The following is a 21,362-nucleotide window of genomic DNA, read 5'->3' on the forward strand; positions in this document are numbered from 1 at the left end:
CCGGCCCACCTTCGGGACCGGCTGCTCGCCTCGTGCCGGGCGGCTCGAGGCAAAACTATGGGCGCACCGCCCGCGGGGGCGATGGGCACGAATCCCCATCCGCGACGCCTCCCGCTCATGACGGCGCCTGCGCGATCTGCAGCTTCGTGGCGCGCCCGTTGCGGATGAAGAACCCTCTCCCGGGAGGGAAATCGACGCGACGGATGCGGCCGAGCGGTGTCGACATGAGAGTGTCGCCGTCCATCTCGCCGGGAACGAGAAGGATGCCGCGCCTTCCGGCCTTCAGCGGCGCCGCGAGCGTGTAGGCCTGCTGCCAGGTCGAGGTCTCCCCTTCGCCGACCACGAACTGGTCTTCACGGATGAGGAGCCGGATGAGCCGGTCGAGTTCGTACTCCGCAACCGAGCCCGCGAACTCCGGGAGCGTTTCGACGACCACGGCAAGCCTCTGCGCGGAGCCGCTCTCCAGCTCGGCGTTGAGTCGCTGCGCGAGCGCGAGCGCCTGATCGGCGCCCACGGCAACCTCGTCCCACGTGAGGGCCGCGAGCGCGGAGCGGCGCGGCGTGACGAGGATGCGGCGAGTGCCGCCTGCCGCGCCGAGTCCCGCATGCAGCGCCCGCAGCGCTGTCGTGCGTCCGCTCGCGGGCGGACCGGCCACGAGCAGGGAGCCGACGGGCTCGATCGCGAAGGTGTCGAGACCGACGTCGTCCACACCGATGACCACCCGCCCGCTCGCGGCCCGCGGCAGCTCGTCGAGGCGCACGCTGTCGGGCAGGCGTCGCACCGGCGCGGGACGCACGCCACCGGCGCGCCCGAGGGAGGCGGCGAGCCGGGTCATCTCGCGGGCCTGCACGGCGACGTTGCTGCTCTCGCCGAGGATGGCGATCTGCACCTCGTTGCCGTCGAGGATGCCGCGCCCCGGAGGCGACGACGCGCCGAGCACGTCCTTGGGGACTCCGAGCATGAGGTACTCGTCCTCGCCCGCCATCCGCAGCACGATGCGCCGCTGAACGGTCGACGCGATGGAGTTCGGAACCGAGTTCGGCCGGTCGCCGGCCACGATCACATGCACGCCGACGCTGCGTCCGTCGGCGGCGATCTGCGCGAACGCGGTGTACCAGCTCGACAGGTGCGCCGGCCCGAACTCGTACTGCTCTTTGAAGGTTCCGATCCCGTCGACCAGCAGCAGGATGCGGGCTTCGTCGGGCGCCGCCGCGATCGTGCGGTATTCGCCGATCGACCCGGCGTTGACCGCCGCGTAACGCACCGCGCGCTCGTCGACCGTGTCGCGCAGCATCCGCAGTGTGCGCACCACCCGCTCCTCGTCGTCGCCGGCGACGATCGCGCCCACGTGCGGCAGCGCCTCGAGCATGCTGAGACCGCGCGAGCCGAAGTCCAGCCCGTACACGTGGGTCGGCCCGCCGTTGCGGGTCGTCGCGGCCGCGGCCACCGCGATCGTGCGCAGTGTCGCGCTCTTTCCCGCACCTCCCGTGCCGTACACGGCGAGGTTGCCGTCACGGTCCGGCTCGTAGAACACCGCGGGCTGCGCCTGCGCCTGCGGGTCGTCGATGACGCCCAGCGGCAGGCGCTCATCGGTGCGGGGGTTCGGCAGGCGACGGAAGCTGTACACGGCGGCCAGTTCGTCGAGCCACGGCTTGCGGGGCACAGGCACCTCCGCCCGAGCCGCTGCCGCGCGCACCGTCGCGACGATGCGCGCGATGTCGGTCGGACCGGGGTCGGGCTCGTCGACCACCTCGACCTGGGGCGCCTCCCACGCCGCGTGTGCGCCGAAGTCGAGCTCCGCGACGTCGATCCGAGGAACCGGCGGCTCACCCGTGGTCCGGCCTCCGGCGTAACCCGTCTGGAACGCGGTGATGCGCCCGGGGCCGCGCTTGGCCGCGCCGCGGCCGGGGATGGAGGGGTCGAAGAAGGCCGCCATGGCATCGCCCAGGATGTCGACCGAGTCATCGGCGTCCGCCATCCGCAACGCGATGCGCAGGTTCGTGTTCGCGCGGAGGTTGTCCTTGATGACGCCGGCGGGTCGTTGCGTGGCGAGCACGAGGTGCAGCCCGAGCGAACGCCCGCGCTGCGCGACGTCCACCACGCCGTCGACGAACTCCGGCACTTCGTTCACGAGAGCGGCGAACTCGTCGACCACGATCACCAGGCTCGGCGGGCAGTCCGGATCGCCCGTCTTCTCGAGCGAGACGAGGTCCTTCGCCTTCTTCGCGTTCAGCAGATGCTCCCGGTACCGCAGTTCCGCGCGCAGCGAAGTGAGCGCGCGCCGCACGAGGTGGGGCGAGAGGTCGGTCACGAGACCCACCGTGTGCGGCAGCGAGACGCAGTCGGCGAACGCCGAACCTCCCTTGTAGTCCACGAACAGGAAGGTGAGGCGGTCGGGGCTGTGAGCGGCGGCCATGCCGAGGACCCAAGACTGCAGGAACTCCGACTTACCGGCGCCGGTCGTGCCGCCGACGAGCGCGTGCGGCCCGTCGGTGCGCAGATCCAGCACGAACGGCTCGGAGCCGGCGTGCCCCACCACGGCTCGCAGGTTGCCCTCGGTGCGACGGCGCTGCGGCGGGCGCCCGTCGCGAGCGATGAGCGAGCCGTTCTGCCGCCAGCGCTCGATGACCGCGTCGACCTCGCCGAGGATGTCCATCCCCGCCAGCACCGGATAGGCGACCGCGCGCGGCAGGTCGGAATCGTCGGCCTCCGGCACACCCACGTCCACGACGGGGGCGAGCTGTCGCGCGAGCTGCTCGGCGCGGGGCACGTCGACGCTCTCGAGACGCACCGGCGCGGTGCGCTCCCCCAGCCGCACCTGCCCCGCGGCCCCCGTCTCGCCATCCACCTCGATGAAGCTCCGGCAGGCGGCAGGCAGCTGCGCCACGCGCGGCGCGCACCACACCACATGCACGCCCGCATCCGGCCCGCGCTCGACGACACGCGTCGCGCGCGCCCGGTCGAGCGGAGCCCCGTCCTCGAGCAGGAGGATCACACTCGGAACGACCGGCGCGGGCCGTTCGTCGGCGCGGGTCGCGTCGAGGGGACCGCGCGGCATCGGCACGGTCGTCTCCAGGCGCGCGTCGATGAGTCCCTCGATCCGCGCCAGCAGCGCGGAGGCTGCGGCGGGCGTGTCCGCGAGATGCGGCCCGAGCAGAGGACTGTGCGAGGAGCTGGTGTGCGGAAGCCACTTCATCCAGTCCCACTCCTCGCGCGCGGCCGGCGGCACGATCGCGGCGATCGCGACCTCGGCCGGCGAGTGTCGAGCCGCGAGCTGCAGGAGCGCCGCCCGCGCGACGGCGTGCACCAAGCCCCGCGCGCCGGCGTAGCCGAGAGAACCGGAACGCACCAGGTCGACGGCGACCGGCACATCGTCGATGCGCGAGAACTCCTCGCGCAACGCGATCAGTCGCTCCCAGCAGTCGGCGAGGCCATCTTGCTCAGGAGGCAGCACGACACGATTGCGCGCCTCGTCGGAGCCGACCCCGACGTTCACGAGCAGGAAGCGGGGCGACTCGGTCCGCTCGGTCCACAGCAGCGGCCCGAGCCGGCGCGCGTCCTCCTGTACGTCGGCGCTCGAGGGGAGCTCCTGCCAGCGGGCAGCGCGCTCCTGGTCGCGGGCGGTCTCCAGCCGCTCCCTGGTGGCCCGCATCCCCTCGTCGAACGCCCGACGCTGCGCCTTGAGCTGACGCCGACTCGTCATCGACTGATCGACGAACGCCCCGACAAGCAGGATGGGGCTCATCGCCATCATCACGACGCCGAGCAGCTGCTGGGTGAGCGCCCACAGCACGGCACCCATGATGAGGGGCGCGGCGAGCGCGATGAACGGGAACCGCTGCCGCTGCGGCACGGTCGGCGGCTTCGGGGCGGGATGGTCTGCCCCCTCGTAGCGGGGCACGACCCGCGGCGAGCGCACATGGTCGACCTGCGCGGCCGACGCCGTGGTGGCGGGCAGCTGGGTGCGCACCACGCACAACGACGTGTCTCCCAGCACGACGACGTCGCTCGGCTGCAGTGTCGCGCGCGAGACGAGGCCGCCGCCCACCATGACGCCGTTCGCCGAGTTGAGGTCGAGGATCTCGATCGTGTCGCCGACGTTGAGACGCGCGTGCCGCTTCGAGACCATGGGATCGCTCAGGCGCACCGGCGTTCCGTGGTCGCGACCGATGAGACTCGCCCCGGACGGCACGGGGAACTCCGTGCCCGCATCCGGACCGCTGAGAACGCGCACGGTCGCCACCGTCGCGCCGCGTCCGTCGCTCGTGGTGAAGCGCGCGCTCTCGCGCACGATATCCACCGCGGCGCCCGAGAGCAGCCCCGATTCGGCGAGCGACGCCGCCGCGTCGACCGTGCGGGATGCGGCTCCCGCCGTCACCACCGACAGCGTCACCGGCCCCGGCATCGCGCCCCCGTTCTGCGGATCGGCCACCAGCAGCATCCGCGCCACATCCGCGACCGTCGCCGTCGCGTCGGCGGTGACCGTGACGTCCACGGGGCTGCTCGGTCGTCGCAGCGTGAGTTTGAGCTTCATGAGGCGGCCTCCACATCCAGCAGGGGCAGATCGGCGCGGGTCACCAGGCGCGACGCGATCGCGTATTCGACGAGACGGATGCGGCGATTGGTGGCATACGAGCGCACGCCGCCGCGCAGGCCCTGCACCCCCATCCGGTCGAGCTTGTCGCAGACGTTGTCGAGCTTGCGGTTGAAGCGGGTGATCGCCCAGCCGAGCCGAGCGGCGGCCTTGGCGCTCGTAGGGATCTCCCCCATACCGCTGCCCTCACGAAGGAGCATCGGCTCGGCGAGGGCGAGGATGAGCTGGCGTTGCGAGAGCGTGAAGGTGACGTCGCCGATCGTCGTCGTCCCGTCGCCGCTGCTGGGCTGGGTCTCGCTGAAGACGGGCTCGGCGACGTGCAGCGACACCTCGTAGGTCGTGGGGCCGGCGGTGAAGACGACCGTCGTGCGGCCGAACACGAGGGGCAGCCGACCGCCCGGTGCGAGCCACGACTGGAGCCGGCCGCCGCCGTCGGTCACGGTCACGGCCAGGCGGGCACCGACGTTCTGAAGCAGCCAGATCCCCTCGAACTCGCGGATCTCCAGCAGACGCCGATGCAGGAACGGGTTCTCATCGATCGAGAGATCGGCCTCGCGCCCGATGGTGAAGACCTCCCCCGAGCGCACCGCGAACCACTCTCCGCAGTACTCGACCGTTACCGCCCGATCGTCGGTGTCCCCGAATCCGACCGTCACGGTGCGCACCCCTCGGCGGACCGGGCTGCGGACGTGCCGTCCGCGCGACGCAGCACGACTTCCACGCACGTCCGGCCGGACGGGTCGGCGGCGAGCGTCACACCCGGCTGGTCCGTCTCCTCGAAGGTGAAGCTCTGTCCTGGCACGACGGGACGCCAGAGGTACACATCTCCCGCGACCGGCTCAGGGTTGCGCCAGGTGAACGAGACCCCGTCCGCCGTCGCCGTCCCCGCGAGATCCGCCACCGCGGGAGGAGCGTCCTCGCCGACGGCGTCGACGGGCGCCGCCGGTGCCGCCTCCGACTCCGCAGGCGTCGCCGCGCCCGGGGACGCCAGGGCCATCGCGACCCCCACACCCCCGACGACGAGAAGCAGCGCCACGGCGCTCGCGATCCAGACTCCGCGCCGTCGCCGCGGCGGAGAGCTGTCGGCGGGCGACACCGGGACGTCGGGAAGCTCCCGTACGAGCGTCGCGTCGAGTTCGGGCGCGACGGGAGCCGGGGCGATACGCGCGGGTGCCGGCGGGAGAGTCGACGCATTCGTCCAGACCGGGGCGAGAGCGGGTGACGCCGGCGGGATGACCGCAGCCGGCGAGGGCAGCGTCTGCGGCGACGCGGACGTGACGCTCTGCGCGTCGATGCTCGTGACGCCCCGGAACCGCGTGCGCTCCTCGCCCTCGTCCGTCTCGTCCTCGAGGAGCTCCTCCTCGAGGACATCGAGCTGCGTCGCCTGCATCCCGAGCTCGATCTGCACGCGCTGCAGCGCACGGGCGAACTCCGCGGCCGAGGCGTAGCGGCGCGCCGGGTCCTTGTCCATCGCCCTGGCGAGAACGGCCTGGAGCGCGTTCGACACGTCCGGGCGACCCGTCGAGGGCAGCGGCATGGACTGGATGCGCGCCATGACGTCCAGCTCGGTGTTCGATGCCCCGGGGATCTCGAACGGCGTGCGATTGGTCAGCAGCGTGAACAGGGTCGCGGCGAGCGAGTAGACGTCCGAGGAGGGGAAGCCCTGCGGCGGCACCGTCAGAGATTCCGGGGGCGACCACGGAATGCTCATGCCGGTGAGCGCGTCGCTCGTCGTCGCCGAGATCCCGAAGTCCGTGAGGGCGGGACGCCCGTAGTCGGTCACGAGGATATTCGCGGGCTTGATGTCGCGATGCAGGATGCCGGCACGATGCGCCGTCTCCACGGCGCCGGCGATCTGCACGCCCACCCGCAGCGCCTCGGCCTCCGAGAACCGTTCGCGACGGTGACGCACCTGCAGGTTCGGCCGCGAGCAGTACTCCATCACGAGGTAGGGCCGGCCGTCGTCGGCGACGCCCGCCTGATAGACCGAGACGATCGAGGGGTGCGTCGCCAACTGGGCCATCAGGTTCGCCTCCTCGGCGAAGCCCTCGGCCGTCGTGGTTCCCAGGCGGTCTTTCAGCAGCACCTTGACCGCCACCTGCCGCCGCGGATGCAGCTGCTGGTACAGGAACACGTCGGCGAAGCCGCCTCGTCCGAGCAGCTTGACGTGGTCGAACCCGGGCAAGGCGGGCGGGGTGGACGGAGGCCGGGCCGCCATCAGATCCCCTCGAACGACAACACGACGCCGTCTCCGAGATCCAGGCGGTCGCCGGCGACCAGCAGAGAGGGCTGTCCCGGATGCAGGCGCACCGGATCCACGCCCGGACGCAGCAACCGCGTCCCGTTCATCGAGTCGAGATCCACGGCGAGCACGTCCTCCCCCTCCACCCGCAGCTCGACGTGGCTGCTCGAGATGCTCCGATCGGCGCTCGTGACGCTCACGAGGTGGGGAACGGTGCCGGTGGCGCGCACGGCGCGGGGCCGGCGGCCGACGACGGCGCTGCGGTCGAGGTCGATCCGCTCGCCCGTCGAGAGCACGAGCACCGCCCGTCGGCGCGGCGGCGCAGGCGGCGCAGCCGCCGCCGGCCGCGCATCGCCGAGCTGCGCGCGCAGAGCGGCGAACTGCTCGGATGTCATCGTCTCGCCGTCGTGGTCGCCGCGCACCGGGGCCGGAAGCGAGGGCGCTGCCGGCACCCCGCTGATGAGTGCGCCCGGCGGGAGCGGCTCGGCGACCGGATCCGGCTCCCGCACCGCCGCGTCCTCCACCGACGAGATCCGCGTCTCGCCGAAGATGAGGTCGTCGTACCCCGAGGTCTCCTCTCCGAGCCGGTCGGCCGGCGCCTCTTCCGGCTGCGTCGCCGGCGCTCCGAGACCGTCGGTCGGCACCTCTTCCGGCGGCGTCGTCTCCTCACCGAGCGGGAGCCGCGTCTCCACCGCCACCGTGGGCGCCGGCGCCGGCGCGGGCGCGGGCTCCGGTTCGGGCGCGGGCGCGGGCAGCGGTTCAGTCGCTGGTGCGGGTGACGGTTCAGGGGCGGGCGCGGGTTGCGCTTCGGGTGCGGGCGCGGGTACCGGTTGCGCTTCGGGTGCGGGCGCGGGTGCCGATCGCACTTCGGACTCGCGCACCAGCCACCGGACGGCCGAGGCCGCGGCCACCCCGTCGGCGAGAGGAAGCACGCAGGGCTCGTCCAGCGGTCCGACGACCACGGCGAGCGCACCCGCGATGGTTCGGTCGGTCCAGGTCGGCGCACCGAGCGCGCTCACGTTCTCGACCTGCCCGCCCGAGGTCTCCACCCTGGCCGGCGTCGCGCCGCGCACGATCACCCGGGCGGCGCCGTCGGCGACGCCCAGCACCACGAACGGCGGCAGCGCCGACATGTCCGCACCGACCCGCGCGACGAGCTCTCCGAGCACGACCGCGAAGGCGTCGGCACCCTGCATCGCGCCCCAGACCCGCGCCACCGTGTCGGCGCCGATGTCGGGCGGCAGCATCGCCACGCTGCCGCCGGCGGCCACCACGTGCCAGTCACCCGAGCTGTACGTCAGCATCCGCGTCCTCTTCCTCACTCGTACGCCCCGCGCTCGTGCGCGCGCGGGGCACCGTGTCCTCGTCGATCAGCTCGCCGTCCACCACCGGCAGGGTCGACGCTTCGGCGTCGTCCAACACACGGTGGGCATCGACGACGACGACGGTGACGTTGTCGCGCCCGCCCCGCAGCAGAGCCTCGTGCACGAGGCGCGTCGCCGCCGCCTGCGCCGAGGACTCGGCCGACAGCCCGGCCTGGATCTGGGTGAAGTCCAGTTCCTTGGTCAGCCCGTCCGAGCACATCAGCAGCCGGTCGCCGGCTTCGGCCGGCAGGAGCCAGTAGTCGGGGGCGGCGGAGGATCCCGCCCCCATCGCCCGCGTCACGACATTGCTCTCCGGGTGCGACGACGACGCCTCCTCGTCCAGCTCACCGCGATCGATCATCGCCTGGACGGCGGAATGATCGACGCTGATCTGCTCCAGCCGTCCCCTCGCCAGTCGGTACGTCCGGGAATCGCCGATGTTGACGACGAGCCAGTAACTCGATCCCGCCTGCTCGCACAGTGCCGCACCGGTGAGCGTCGTCCCCGCGGCCGAGCGATCGGTCTCGATCGCCGCGACCCGCTCGAGTGCGCGGGCGAACGCGTCCTGCATCTGCTCGACGGTCACGCTCTCGCCGCCCACGAGCGGCAGGAACCCCTCGATCGCAGCCCGGCTCGCATCGGCGCCCGCTTCGTGGCCGCCCATCCCGTCGGCGACGAGGAACAGCGGCGGAGCGGCGAGGTAAGCGTCCTCGTTCGCCACGCGCCGCAGCCCCCTGTCGCTCGCCGCTCCCCAAGACAGCTCGACGGCGCTCACGAGCGGGCCGATCGTGGTGCCCGACGCGCTCCACGGCGCGCGAGAGCGGATGCCGGGAAGAACCGGGCGACGAGGCGCCGATGCCACGGGACGGCGGCGCGGAGGGCGCGTGCTGCCTCGTCGAGATCGTCCCAGTACGTGCTCGCCTCGTCGGCCGCGACCTCCTCGCCGCCGAACACCGCCGCATCCGCGCGCACCGCCAGCTCCCCCGCAGCAACGGCCGGATACCGCTCCTGGAGGGTGCGCGCCTGCTCACGCCGCGTCGCCCCCGCGCCCACCGGCGCACCCACGTCGCTCGCGACGTCCACGAGTTCGGCCCATCCTCCGTCGACGCGCTCCCACGCGGACGCGGCCGCACGACGACGCGCACGACGACGCGCCTTGACGACGGCCAGTGCGAGCGAGGGACCGAGCAGCACGACCAGCACCAGCAGCGAGACGCCGGCGATCTGCAGCGTCGCCCACAGCCACGCGAGGTCGGCGGGGGAGTCGGCGGCGGACTCGTCCTCCACGGGCGCCGGCGGCGGGAGCTCGGCAGGCTCCTGAGGAGTCTGAGGCGGTTGCGCCACCTGGGCCTGCGGCTTCTGCGCCTGCTGCGGCGTCTCTTCCTGCGGCACTCGGTCTTTGGCGGGCGTGGGGTCGAACGCGACCCAGCCGAGATCCTGGAAGGGCACCTCGACCCACGCATGGAGGTCATCGCCGGTGACGGTCGTCGCCTGCTCCCCGGCGGTCTCGAACCCCATGACGACCCGCACCGGAAGGCCCAGCTGCGAGACCATGAGCGCCATCGCGACGGCGTACTGCTCGTCGTCGCCGATCATCTGCGTCCCGGCCAGCAGCGCCGACTCCCTCTCCAGGGTGTGCCCCGACCGCGACGGCACCTGCCCCTCGAATCCGCTGCTGTAGAAGCCCGTCGTCTGGAAGTACGCCTCGATCGCCCGCACCTGATCGCCGGGGGTCTCGGCGCCCTGCGTCACCTTGTCCAAGAGCACCGCGATCTCGTCCGGAACCGCCGCCGGCGCGGGCGTGCGGATGCCCTCGACGGTGGCTGCGGCGAGCTGTTCGTCGGTGGGGGCGAGGCTGAGCCACCCGCGCAGGCGGTACTCGTCGCCTTCGGCGAGCCCGGTGGTCACCACCGCGGTGCCGGTGGCCGCGTTGTAGTGCAGCGCCGCCTCCCGGTCTGCGGCGCCGGTCGATTCGAAGGTGATCGCCGACGCGTAGCCCACCGTCGGCACCCACACGCCGCGCAACGAGGAGACCTCGATCTGCGCCTCGAACTCGTCACCGGAAGGGACGGTCTCGATCTCGCGCCCCACACGGGAGAACACGCCGGAGCCCGCGCCGCCGGCACCCGAGACCTTGTAGACGACGCCGTCGTAGGCGTCGAGGGTCGCGAGCCGTACACGGGTCCCGGCAGGCAGGCCCGTGACGGTGAACAGCCTCGCCTCGGCGCCGTCGCGTTCGTACTTCCGATATGACGCGAGCGGTGAGGCATAATCGTGCAACGTCAGCGGAGGAACGATGTGGTCGCGGAGCACCTGGCGGTCCCCGATCGTCATCGCGCCGGCGGCCGATGCGGCCGCGAGTGAGCAGGCGAGCAGCAGGGCGATGGCGCCGATCGGAACGATGCGGCCCGATCGCGACGCCTCCCCCTGCCCCGCCGGGTTCCGCCGCCGGCTGCGCCGGCGTCCGGTGAGCCAGGCCAGCGCGATCAGGAGAGCCGCCGCACCGACCGCGCCGGGCAGCACCGCCGCGAACGTGCTGAAGGCGATCGCGAGAACGAGCAGCCCCGCCGGAGCGAGCAGGGCGAGCGCGTACAGTCTGCGGGCGCGCAGGGCGACGCTGACCGCCGCCACCGCCGCCACCATCGTCGCCAGGTAGGGCACGATCTGCAGGTTGTCGAACCCGAGAAACGGCGTCTGCAGCGTCAGCGCCTGCTTCCACACCTGCACGACGCCGAGTGCGAGCGCCGCGAGGACGTCGAGCGAGGGGATCACCCCCGCGATGGATGCCGAACGCAGCACGAGGGCGCCACCGAAGACGAAATAGGCCACGACGGTCAACGCCGCGACGCTCAGCGGATGCCAGCGCCACCGCCATCCGGCCCATCCGAGACCGGCACCGAGCAGTGCGCCGCCGCCTGCGGCGATCCAGAAGTCCCACGCGTCGTACGCGGACAGCAGCGGGACCGCGGCGACGAGCACGAGGACGAGCATCGTCGCCGTCTCGACGAGCGATCGCCGCACGTTCATGCGGTCACCGCCCGCATCGCCAGGCGGACGGCCGGCAGCTCGGGCAGGCTGACCATCGGCAGCTCCCCCAGCATCCGGCGTGACAGATCCTCACCGCGGGCGGCCCGCAGGCACAGGGCGCGAGCGGTTACCGGGACACGCACGGATGCCGAACGCACCTCCGCCGGCGCCGCGAGCGCGCCGGTGACCAGCAGGACCACGGAGGCGCCCGGCACCGCGGCGGCGACCGTCCGCCCCATCTCGGCCACGCCCCGATCCGCCGGCGTCTGCTCCACGGCCGAGAGCGTGTCCAGCAGGTGCGTGCCCGATCGGAGCGCATGCACCGCCTCGCCCGCGACCAGTGACACATCCTTGCCGTCGCGCACCGCCGCCAGCCCCACGGATCCCGCGATGGACACGGCGAGTTCGAACTCTTCCTCGTCCGCATACTCCTGCGCATGCGTCGACAGGGCGACCACGAGGTGCGAACGTCGGGTCTGCTCGAACTGGCGGATCATGAGCGAGCCGACGCGTGCGGTGGATCGCCAGTGCACGTGGCGGAGGTCGTCGCCCGGCACGTACTCGCGCAGCGCGTGGAACGACACGTCGTCGTCGGCGAGATCCCGCGTCGGCAATCCCTCCAGGTCCCGCAGGAGTCCGGCCGTGTCGCCGTCCAGGGGCAGCACCCTCGGGTGCACGTAGAGCTCGGTCGGCTGGGTCCAGCGCACCCGTCGGTGCAGAAGCTCCAGCGGATCGCTGCGCACCGAAGTGACGGGACCGAGGGTCAGCACGGCCCGACGCTGGGTCGGGATGAGGAACAGTTCGTCATGCTCCTCTCCCACCGGCAGACGCGGCACGTCGAATTCGGGGCGCGCGCCGCCCACCGGGAGCATCACCCGGGTGGGCGGGGCGGGGCGGGTCGCGGCGTTGGCGACGAGCACCCGCCCCGTCGCGGGGTCTCCGACCGTGACCCGGCTCGCCGCGAGTTCCACGGTGACCCGGTAGGTAGCCGTGCGCAGCACGAACGGCACGGCGGCGAGGATGAGCAGCGCCCCGAGAAGCGCCACGGCGAGCATCTCCGCCCAGCCGAACGCGAGCCCCAGGACGGCGGCCGCGACGGTCACCGCGGCGAGGCTCCAGCCGAGCGCGGATCCGATGCGCAACGGCCGCACCAGCCGTCGCGCCATCGGAACCCCTCGCGCCGCCCAGCGCCTCGCCGCCGCGATCATGCCGCGGTGGTCCGCGACTGCGGCGCTGCGACGTCGGCCAGGGCGCGGCCGATGACGGATGCGGCGGTGACACCTGCGAACTCGGCCTCGGGGTCCATCACCAGGCGGTGCTCCCAGACGGGCGCGGCGAGCGCCTTGATGTCGTCGGGGATGACGTAGGTGCGTCCCTCCTCGGCCGCCCACACCTTCGCCGCGCGGATCATCGCGAGCGAACCGCGCACCGAGACTCCCAGGCGCGTGTGCGCATCGGCGCGGGTCTGCTCGGAGAGCTGCGCCGTGAATCGGAGAACGGCGGGGTCGACATGGATCCCCGTCAGCAGGTCGGCGATCTCACCCACCGCGGCGGTCGTGATGATGGGCGTCAGCGCCGCGGAGCGGTCCCGTGTCGCGGCGCCGGAGAGGATCTGCTCCGCCGCCGCGAGATCGGGGTAGCCGATGCTCGTCTTGAGGAGGAAGCGGTCGAGCTGCGCCTCGGGCAGCTTGTATGTGCCGGCCTGCTCGATCGGGTTCTGGGTGGCGATGACCATGAAGGGCCGCCCCGCTTCGTGGGTCTGCCCGTCGATGGTGACGCGTCCTTCCTCCATGACCTCCAGAAGCGCCGACTGGGTCTTGGGGCTCGCACGGTTGATCTCGTCGGCCAGCACGATCGAGGCGAAGATCGGGCCGCGGTGGAAGGCGAACGACTGCGTCTTCTGGTCGTAGATGGTCACGCCCGTGACGTCGGAGGGCAGCAGATCGGGCGTGAACTGGATGCGGCTGTTCGTTCCCTGCACGGAGGCGGCGAGCGCCTTGGCGAGTTGCGTCTTGCCGGTGCCGGGGGCGTCCTCGAGCAGGACGTGCCCCTCGGCGAGCAGCGCCGTGAGGACGAGTCGGATCACCCCCTGCTTGCCGAGAACGGCCTGACCGACGTTGTCGCTGAGTCGTTGGAAGGTCTCGGCGAACCACGCCGCCTGCTCCTGCGTCACTGTCATCTTCTCTGTCCTTGTCAGTTCAACTTGATGGTGTTGGACCAGATCTCGTTGCCGATCCGGAGATTGCCGTAACCGCCGCCTGTCATCTGGCATGTGCTCGGCCAGCTCCAGGACCCGCCACCCGATCCATTAGTGGTGACTTTGAAAGATCCGATCGTCTTACCGCCTTGACCGTCCGAGTTCGGCGTCACCCAGCAGGCCACCGAGACCTCGCGGTTGGGCTCGAAGCCGACCATGACGAGAGTCACCCCGGTCCCGCCGTTCGGCTGGCTGATTGTCATGTTCTTGGCGGGAGCCGGCGGATCGTTCGCCTTGCCCGTGCGCGAATCGGTGCTCGAACCGGCCTCGTTCGTGTAGGTGAGGCTGAGCGTGTACTCCTGGCTCGGCTGCAGCCCCGTCGCGGTCCACGACACGTTGCTCTCGCCGGCGGCCGGCGCGTTCGAGGAGGTGATCGGGCGGCCGTTCGGGTTCACGCTCCACACGAACTGCACGGCGTTGTCCTGCCGGTTCACCTGCTGGAAGCTGATGATCGGCTTGCCGAACGGCACCGCGTCGTTCGAACCCGCTTCGGGGCTGGTCGCGACGCCCTCGATCGAGGACTCCGCCCACACCACGACCGAGTAGGTCCCCCCGTTGGCGAGCCCGCGGATGACGGTCGCGCCCGGGTCGGCGACGCCCTGGGCGCCGGTCTGGTTGACGCGGTAGCGGTAGGTGATGTCGGAGGCCCTGTTTCCGTTGCCGGGGCCGGGCGTGAAGGTGACCGTGATCGCCCCGTCCCCCGGGGTCGCCGTGACCGCCGTGGGCGCACCGGGCGCGATGGCCGCACGCCGGGGGGCGGAATCCGCGCTGGACGCAGAGCTGCCCGCCTTGTTCCTGGCCGTGACCGAGAAGGTGTAGTCGGTCTCATTGGTGTCGACCACCACGTTCTGGGTCGTGCCCGTCGACACGATCGTGCGCAGGACGCTGCCGCCGCGCTTGACCGCGAGGGCGTAGTCCGCGATCGGATCGCCGTTCACGTTGGCCGGGGCCGCCCAGCTGACGGCGATCTGGGCCTGGCCGGAGACAGGCGTCGCCGCGGCCGTCGTCGGCTGACCTGGCGCATCGGGCACGCCCGCCGGGACCACCGTCGCCGAGTACGCGCTCCACTCCGAGGGCTCGGGGGCCCGGTTCACCGCCTGCACGCGCACCTGGTAGGCGATGCCGTTCTCGAGCCCCGCCCACTCGATCGAGGTTCCCGTGACTCCGGTCTTCTGGATGGAGCCGGTCGCGGGAGCGGGAGAGATCTCGAGGTTGTAGCTGAGCACGGGCGAGCCCGCCGAGCGCGGCGCCGCCCAGTTCACGGTGATGCGGCGATCGCCGAAGACGGTCGAGGGCGCAGAGGGGGTGTCGGGGCGGGCATCCGGTCGTGCCGAGGCGGAGGGGCCCGAGGGGTCGGACTCCCCGACCTCGTTCACCGCGGTGACGGTGAAGGTGTAGTCGACGTCGTTGGTCAGGCCGTCGATCGTGCAGGTCGTGGAGGCGCACGAGCGGGATCCGCCCTGCGGCGAGCTGACGCGGTACTCGGTGATCGGCGAACCGTTGTTCGCGGGCGCCGTCCAGGACAGCACGACGGTGCGGTCCTGCACCGAAGTGACGATGGGGGTGCCGGGTGCGGCCGGTCGACCCTGGACGGTCAGCAGGACCCGCCCCTCCACCTCGCGATCGGCGGACCGGGTCGCGTCGGCGATCCGATAACCCACGATCATCGTGCCCACGAAGTCGGCCGCGGGGGTGATCCGCACCCGGTCCCCGTCGACGTCGGCCTCACCGCGTCCGCTGTCGACACGAGCGGAGAGCAGGACGAGGGGTCCGCGGTCGACGAACGGATTCACGTCGTTGGCGAGCACGTCGACGTTCTGTGTCGCCCCCTGGTCGGCGCGTGCGATCACGTCGTCATTGGCGACGGCGAACGGACGCTGGCTCGTCACCGTCCTGATCGACACGCGCGCTTGCGTGGGGGTCGTGACGCCGTCGGTGACCTCGATCGTCAGCGTGTCCGACCGCCCCGCGGGCACATCGGCATCCGCCGACACGGAGAGCTTCGACCCGCTCACGTCGGCGCGGAAGCCGGCGGGCACCTGTCCCGCGACGGAGAAGCGGAGCCCCGCCGCATCCCCCTCGTCCGGGTCGTAGGCCAGGCGGGCCAGTTCGAGCGTGGCCGCGTCCTCGCCGGGTGCGACGGTGACCGAGGCGTTGCGCAGCGTCGGCGGCTGGTTCTCGGAGGGTCGCACTTGGATGGGGATCGTCAAGAAGGCCGTCAGTCCGTCGGGATCGTCCGGACCCGTTCCGTCGGTGACGAGCAGAGCGAGGGTGTCGGGGCCGAAATAGCCCGCGGCCGACGTGTACTGGAGGGTCTTCTCATCGACCAGGGCAGAGGAGCCGTCGGCGTGGGCGGTGCGGATCGAGTCCGCCGTCGCCACGCGGGGCGTGCGCCCCGCGCGCACCCTCACGTGGTCGGCGAGGGAGATCTTGAGCGCCTCGCCGCTGTCGACGACCAGCGGCGCCGTCGTGGTGAGCGTCGGCAACAGCCCGGCCGATCCGGGGACGAAGATGAACGCCTGCGCCTGGCCGCCGTCCGGATCGGTGATCGTGTACCGGACGATCTGGGCCGTCGCGGTCACCGGGAGGGTCACGACACCGTCGCGCGACACCCGTGCATCCGGGTTCTCGAGCGTCACCTCGAGCCCCGCGGTCGTGCCGTCGGGATCCTCGTCGTTCTCGAGCACGGGCACCGCGACCGTGAGCTCGTCGGTGATGTCGAGCACCGAGGCGCGGTCGTCGCGGGCGACCGGCGGAAGCAGCGGCGCCTGCGGATCGACCGTGACCAGCAGAACTCCCTGCGCGGTCGCACCGAAGTCGTCGGCGATCGTGTAGCCGACGGTGAAATCGCCTGCCGCGGACCCCGTGGTCACCTGCACACGACCGTGCGAGACGGTTGCCGTCAGCCCCTCGGCAACCGTGAGCGTCTCGGAGAGGGTGATCAGGTCGCCGTCGGGGTCGGAGTCGTTCGCGGTGACAGCGACGGTGACGGTGCGGTCCGGGCGCACCACGACGACGTCCTTGGCGGCGTACGGGGCCTGGTTCTCGGTCGCGGGCGGCGCGATGCCCACGGTGACGGTGCCTTCCGCGATCGCACCGAGCTGATCGCGCACGAGGTAGGTGAACGTGTCGCGTCCTGAGGCATCGGGGTACGCCTGGTAGGTCAACCAGGATGCACCCGCCGTCACCCGTCCCTTCGCGGGGGCGGACGAGACGCCCAGCAGTTCCACGGAGTCGCCGTCGGCGTCGATGCCGTCGAGCGGGATGGCGATGCGCTCCTCGGTGCCGGCGATCGCGCGCGCCGAGACGCTCTTGGGCCGGGGCGGCGAGTTCGCACCGGCGTCGGCGGGCACGATCTGGATCGTGAGGTAACCGGCGCTCCGATTGCGCTGCGAGTCCTCGATCTCGTAGGTGGCGTGGACGGTGCCTGCGGCGGACGGCGCCTGGAAGCGGACCGCGTCGCCGGCGACGAAGATCGATGCGGGATCCGCGGCGTCCGTCTCCACGAGCCCCGGCAGCAACGTGATGGTGTCGCCGTCCGGGTGGTAGTCGTTGGCGAGCACCGGAACCGACACCACGTCGCCGGCACGCACCACGGCCGTGTCCTCCACCGCCACCGGCGGCCGCAGCACCTCGGGCAGAGCCACGGGGAGCACCAGCACCTCGCCGGTCGCCGTCCGCGTTCCGTTCGAGATCGTGTACGAGATGGTGGTCGGCGTGCTCAGCCCGCCGACGTCGGTCACACGCAGCACGCTGTGGGTGAGCACCTCCACACCGATGCCCGTGCCAGAGGCGGCGCGCGCCGACTGGACGACGAGAACTCCCCCGCCGGGATCGGAGTCGTTGGCCAGGACGTCGACGAGCACATCCCGCCCGGTCGGCAGCAGTGCGAGGTCCCGCACCGCGATCGGGTCCTGATCGAAGCCGTCGTCGGCGAGGACGTCGATGCGCACCAGCCCCACGGCCGAGCGGGGCCCGTCCGAGAGCAGGTACTGCACGTAGTACGTGTCGGGGGTGTCGGAGGTGAAGGTGAAGGTGCCGTCGGCGTAGTTCGCGACGATCGTCACACCCGGCAGGGAGTCCAGCTTCGCCAGACGCAGGGGCTGTCCGCTGGGGCTCAGGTCGTTGGCGAGCGGCGACACGGTCACCGGCACGCCGACGACCGTGCTGACACGATCGGAGTTGGCGACCGGATCCAACGACCCGGCGGGCCGGACGTTCACCCGCAGCACACCTTCGGTGTCCTCGCGCCCGTCCGAGACGACGAGCTGGACCTCTTTGAGGCCCGGCGTCCCGGTCGCGGCGGTGAACTCCACGACGCCGTTGCTGCGGTAGGTCACGCTGTCGCCGGTGTCCACGCTCGCGCGCTTGAGGTACACGTCGTCCCCGTCGGGGTCGATCCAGCCGTCCAGCGCCCCGTACGACACGGATGCGCCGGCCTCGACCTGCACCGTCGCGATGCGGCGCTGCTCGGGCGGCGCGTTCACGTCGGGGGGACGGACGGTGAGCGAGACCGTGGCCTCATCCGTCCCGTCACGGCCGTCGTCGACGCGGTAGGTGAAGGATGTGGCCCCCTGCGCGTTCGCCGGGACGGCGACCTGGATGGCGGAACCTCCGAGCACGGGGGCGGCGGTGTAGCCGTTCGGCAACCCTCCCAGCGGCGTCGCCGACAGCAGGTCGCCGTCGGGGTCGGTGTCGTTGTCCGTCACCGGGAGCAGAACGGTGCGGCCTGCGCGCACTCCGTATTCGTCGTCGACGGCGGTCGGCGGGTTGTTCTGCGCGGACCGCTCGGGCAGCTCGTACTGCGGCTGCTCCTGCTCGCTCTCCTGTTCGTCGGCGTCGTCCTCCGCGGGCGGGGTCACGTCCTGCCAGTTCTCGACCTTCTCCACCTGCTGCTCGACGACCCAGACCGTGCCCGCAGTGGTGTCGTTGAGCACGACCACGCGGCGGTTGGTGCGCAGCACCAGGTGCGCACTGGATGCGGCGTCGATGCGACGCTGATCGACCTCGTCGTCGCCGACGCACGCGCGTACGTAGGCGCCCGACCCGCTCCAGATGCCGTAGACGCAGCCGTTCAGCCACACGGGGGCGCCGGGAGTACCCTCGTCGACAGTGGCCACGATCTCGGGTTCGCCGCCGCCCAGCGGCTGCCGGATGAGGGCGGTCGCGGTCGCGACGAAGACCGCATCCGTCTGCGTGCCGGACTGCTGCAGCCGCGCCTGTTCCCCGTCGGGGATCGCGATCGCCGACCCGTCGGGCAGGAAGAGCGTGCCCGACGTGCGGTCCAGGACCACGCCGCGATCGCCGACCGCGGCGATCTCGAGATCGTCCCCAGCGCTCACGCCCGTCAGGCGGACGGCCTTCAGTGCGCCGACGACGCCTCCCGCGACCTCGGCCGACGACGCGACGGCGGAGGTCGCGGATGCGGCGAACACGTGCGCGCCGTCGGAGGACACCGCGACGACGGCGCCGTCGCCGATGTCCGCGGCGGCCGTCTCCTCGGAGAAGACGGTGCCAGCCAGCGACGAGACGGGTGAGACGAACAGGGAGGAGCCGGAGCCGACGGCGACGGTGGTCCCGCCGAGCGCGAGGGAGGCGTTCGAGGGCACGGTGACCGGACTCGCCAGTGCGACGGTGGCGGGATCGATCGCCGTCAGCGTGGCGTTGGTGGTGTCGGCCACGAGGACCGTCGCACCGTCCTGCAGCACGTCGAACTCGCCCGCCCGCGTGCGCACGGCGCCGTCCAGAAGCCGCGAGGGATGGTTGAGGTGGCCGACCAGGAGGTCGTCGCTCTTCGTGACCCACACGCCGCCGTCGTCGAGCTCGAGATCCGCCGTCGGCACCCCCTGATAGAGCACGGCGAGCGTGGAGATCGCGACCGCCGCCACCGTCAGCGTCGCGCTGGACGCGACGGCGGCACGGTGCCGCGCAAGCACCTCGAATGCACGCACGATTTCTCTCCCCAGAGTCGGCATCCCCAGCCGAACGTGGGTCTCAGTAGACCCCAGTCGCCGTCGGGCTGCGTATGGGGAAAATTCCCCATGCCGACGGGCAGGGCTCAGTGAAGCAGCAGCCGCGCCGCCGCGGATGGCGGAAACGTCCGGAGCGGAGCATCCGGAAATTCCGGACGGGCGGCGCGACCCACGTCAGAACCGCTCAGACGCGCGACATCGAGCGGGCGCGTTGCTATATAAATGAGCCACCCGAATAGATCCACCCGAATACGACGCACCCGATCCGACGTCCTCTTGGGGGAAGACGATGACCGACCCGACCGCCTCATCCACCGATTCGATCGCCCAGTTCGCCGCCGATCTTCGGCGCCTCCGCCTCGACGCGGGCAGTCCTACGCTCGCCAAACTGCAGCACGACACCGGAATCTCTCGCACCGTGCTGTCCGACGCCTTCGCCGGCAAGACGCTGGCCTCCTCTCGCACGGTGGCCTCGCTCGTGCGCGCTTGCGGCGCCGACCCGACGGTGTGGCTGCACCGGCGTGACGAACTCGTCGCGCTGCAGCGCCCGGCGGCAGCGGATGACCCCGCCCCGGAGGCGATCCCGCCGGGGCGCACGGGGATCTCACGGCGCCGCGCCGCCCTCATCGGCGCCGCCGGCTTCGTGGCGGGGGTCGCGGCGAGCGTCGCCATCACGGTGATGCTCCTCCCGGTGCTGGTTCCCGTTCCGAGCGCTGAGGCCCAGGGCGCACAGATCGCCGTATCCACCGGAGAGGACCCGGCACTGACCGCCTGCGTCGACGACGCGCGCGTCGCCACGGGCGACACCCGCGCCGACAACTCGCTGCTCGAGATCGTGTGGTCGGACAAATGCCAGGCGGGATGGGGGCGCATCACTCGCTACGACGGGCTCGCCCACGGCAACACCGTCACGATCGCGATCTATCCTCAGACCGCCGCCGACGGCCCCGACCGCCAGGAGGCCACGGAGCACGACGTGCAGAGCGCGTACACGACGCTCGTCGTGCGCCCCAGCCCCGACACGCTGCTGTGCGCCGAGGGGAGCTTCACGATCGACGGCAAGCGCATCGATCTCGGCGACCCGGTCTGCACCTGATCCTTCGGCATCGCCCGCGGAGTTCCGAGGGCTGCGAGGAACGCCTCGCTGCGGCGGTCGATGCGCGCGCCGTCGAACACGGCGCCCCCGTCGAGATGAGGGGAGATCCGATAGCGGCGACGAATCGCATGCTCCGCCTCACCTAGGCTGGGGCGCATGAGCGAGCAGCCCTCCCCCACCGCCGCCGCGATCGGCCGCGCCGTGCGTGAGGAGCGCACGCGCCGTCAGCTCTCGACGCGTGCGCTGGCCGCGGCCGCCGGGGTCTCGCAGCCGTTCCTGACGAACGTCGAGAACGGCAGGGTCATGCCCAGCATCGCCTCGCTCTACAGCCTCGCCGGAGCACTCGGCGTCTCCGCCGCGGCGCTGCTGCCCGAGCAGCCCATCCGACTCGAGGTCGTCCGCGCCGGCGGCGGCTCCCGCATCCCGATGCGCGACAGCGACGGGGACGGCGAGACGTACACACAGTTGATCGCCGGCGCGCGCGGGCGCCAGCTCGGGGCATACCGCTTCGAACTCGCGGCGGGTTACGAAGACGAGACCTACGCGCACGACGGCGAGGACATCGTGCACGTGCTCTCCGGCTCCCTCCTCTACCGCTACGCCGATCACGACGACGTCGAGCTGCACCCCGGCGACACGCTCTGGGTCGACGCGCGCAGCGCGCACTCCTGGACGGTGCCCGCCGCGCAGACCGGCACGACCGAGCTTCTGCTCATCACCGCCGCGGGCGCGACGCATCGCCACGGCACCGGCTCGGAAACCGGCACCGGCATTGATTCCACGACAAGCACGCGGCGATAACTCACACGA

General features: G+C 71.9%; 11 protein-coding genes. 2 read left to right on the top strand and 9 right to left on the bottom strand.

The window, feature by feature from the left end:
- Window positions 1-115 precede the first annotated feature (115 nt).
- The 9 genes from ACYVJS_RS16155 to ACYVJS_RS16195 are packed head-to-tail and all read right to left on the bottom strand — an operon-like array spanning window position 116 to window position 19,435.
- Complete coding sequence (locus tag ACYVJS_RS16155) at window positions 116-4,534, bottom strand: FtsK/SpoIIIE domain-containing protein (RefSeq protein ID WP_460740875.1); 4,419 nt, start codon at window positions 4,532-4,534, stop codon at window positions 116-118.
- On the bottom strand, window positions 4,531-5,250 hold the full coding sequence (locus tag ACYVJS_RS16160) for a hypothetical protein (protein ID WP_460740876.1): 720 nt from the start codon (window positions 5,248-5,250) through the stop codon (window positions 4,531-4,533). The genes ACYVJS_RS16155 and ACYVJS_RS16160 overlap by 4 nt, the downstream gene beginning before the upstream one ends.
- Window positions 5,247-6,812, bottom strand: coding sequence for a serine/threonine-protein kinase (locus tag ACYVJS_RS16165; protein ID WP_460740877.1), 1,566 nt, complete (start codon window positions 6,810-6,812; stop codon window positions 5,247-5,249). The genes ACYVJS_RS16160 and ACYVJS_RS16165 overlap by 4 nt, the downstream gene beginning before the upstream one ends.
- Window positions 6,812-8,140 (bottom strand): FHA domain-containing protein, encoded by a 1,329-nt coding sequence (locus ACYVJS_RS16170; RefSeq protein ID WP_460740878.1) that lies wholly within the window; start codon window positions 8,138-8,140, stop codon window positions 6,812-6,814. The genes ACYVJS_RS16165 and ACYVJS_RS16170 overlap by 1 nt, the downstream gene beginning before the upstream one ends.
- Complete coding sequence (locus ACYVJS_RS16175) at window positions 8,118-8,975, bottom strand: PP2C family protein-serine/threonine phosphatase (RefSeq protein ID WP_460740879.1); 858 nt, start codon at window positions 8,973-8,975, stop codon at window positions 8,118-8,120. The genes ACYVJS_RS16170 and ACYVJS_RS16175 overlap by 23 nt, the downstream gene beginning before the upstream one ends.
- Complete coding sequence (locus ACYVJS_RS16180) at window positions 8,972-11,227, bottom strand: transglutaminase-like domain-containing protein (protein ID WP_460740880.1); 2,256 nt, start codon at window positions 11,225-11,227, stop codon at window positions 8,972-8,974. The genes ACYVJS_RS16175 and ACYVJS_RS16180 overlap by 4 nt, the downstream gene beginning before the upstream one ends.
- Complete coding sequence (locus ACYVJS_RS16185) at window positions 11,224-12,393, bottom strand: DUF58 domain-containing protein (protein WP_460740881.1); 1,170 nt, start codon at window positions 12,391-12,393, stop codon at window positions 11,224-11,226. Before ACYVJS_RS16185 ends, ACYVJS_RS16180 begins: the two co-directional genes overlap by 4 nt.
- Before the next feature lie 38 nt (window positions 12,394-12,431).
- Window positions 12,432-13,406 (bottom strand): AAA family ATPase, encoded by a 975-nt coding sequence (locus ACYVJS_RS16190; RefSeq protein WP_460740882.1) that lies wholly within the window; start codon window positions 13,404-13,406, stop codon window positions 12,432-12,434.
- A 14-nt stretch (window positions 13,407-13,420) separates the two neighbouring features.
- Complete coding sequence (locus ACYVJS_RS16195; RefSeq protein ID WP_460740883.1) at window positions 13,421-19,435, bottom strand: Ig-like domain-containing protein; 6,015 nt, start codon at window positions 19,433-19,435, stop codon at window positions 13,421-13,423.
- A 310-nt stretch (window positions 19,436-19,745) separates the two neighbouring features.
- On the opposite strand from ACYVJS_RS16195, the gene ACYVJS_RS16200 reads away from it, so the two are divergent.
- Together ACYVJS_RS16200 and ACYVJS_RS16205 are read left to right on the top strand one after the other, a co-directional pair.
- Window positions 19,746-20,552 carry a DUF2690 domain-containing protein gene (locus tag ACYVJS_RS16200; protein ID WP_460740884.1) on the top strand — a complete coding sequence of 269 codons (807 nt, stop codon included), beginning with the start codon at window positions 19,746-19,748 and terminating at the stop codon, window positions 20,550-20,552.
- Window positions 20,553-20,708: 156 nt separating this feature from the next.
- Complete coding sequence (locus ACYVJS_RS16205; protein ID WP_460740885.1) at window positions 20,709-21,353, top strand: helix-turn-helix domain-containing protein; 645 nt, start codon at window positions 20,709-20,711, stop codon at window positions 21,351-21,353.
- Window positions 21,354-21,362: the final 9 nt, after the last annotated feature.

It is taken from the genome of Microbacterium neimengense, assembly GCF_054782995.1.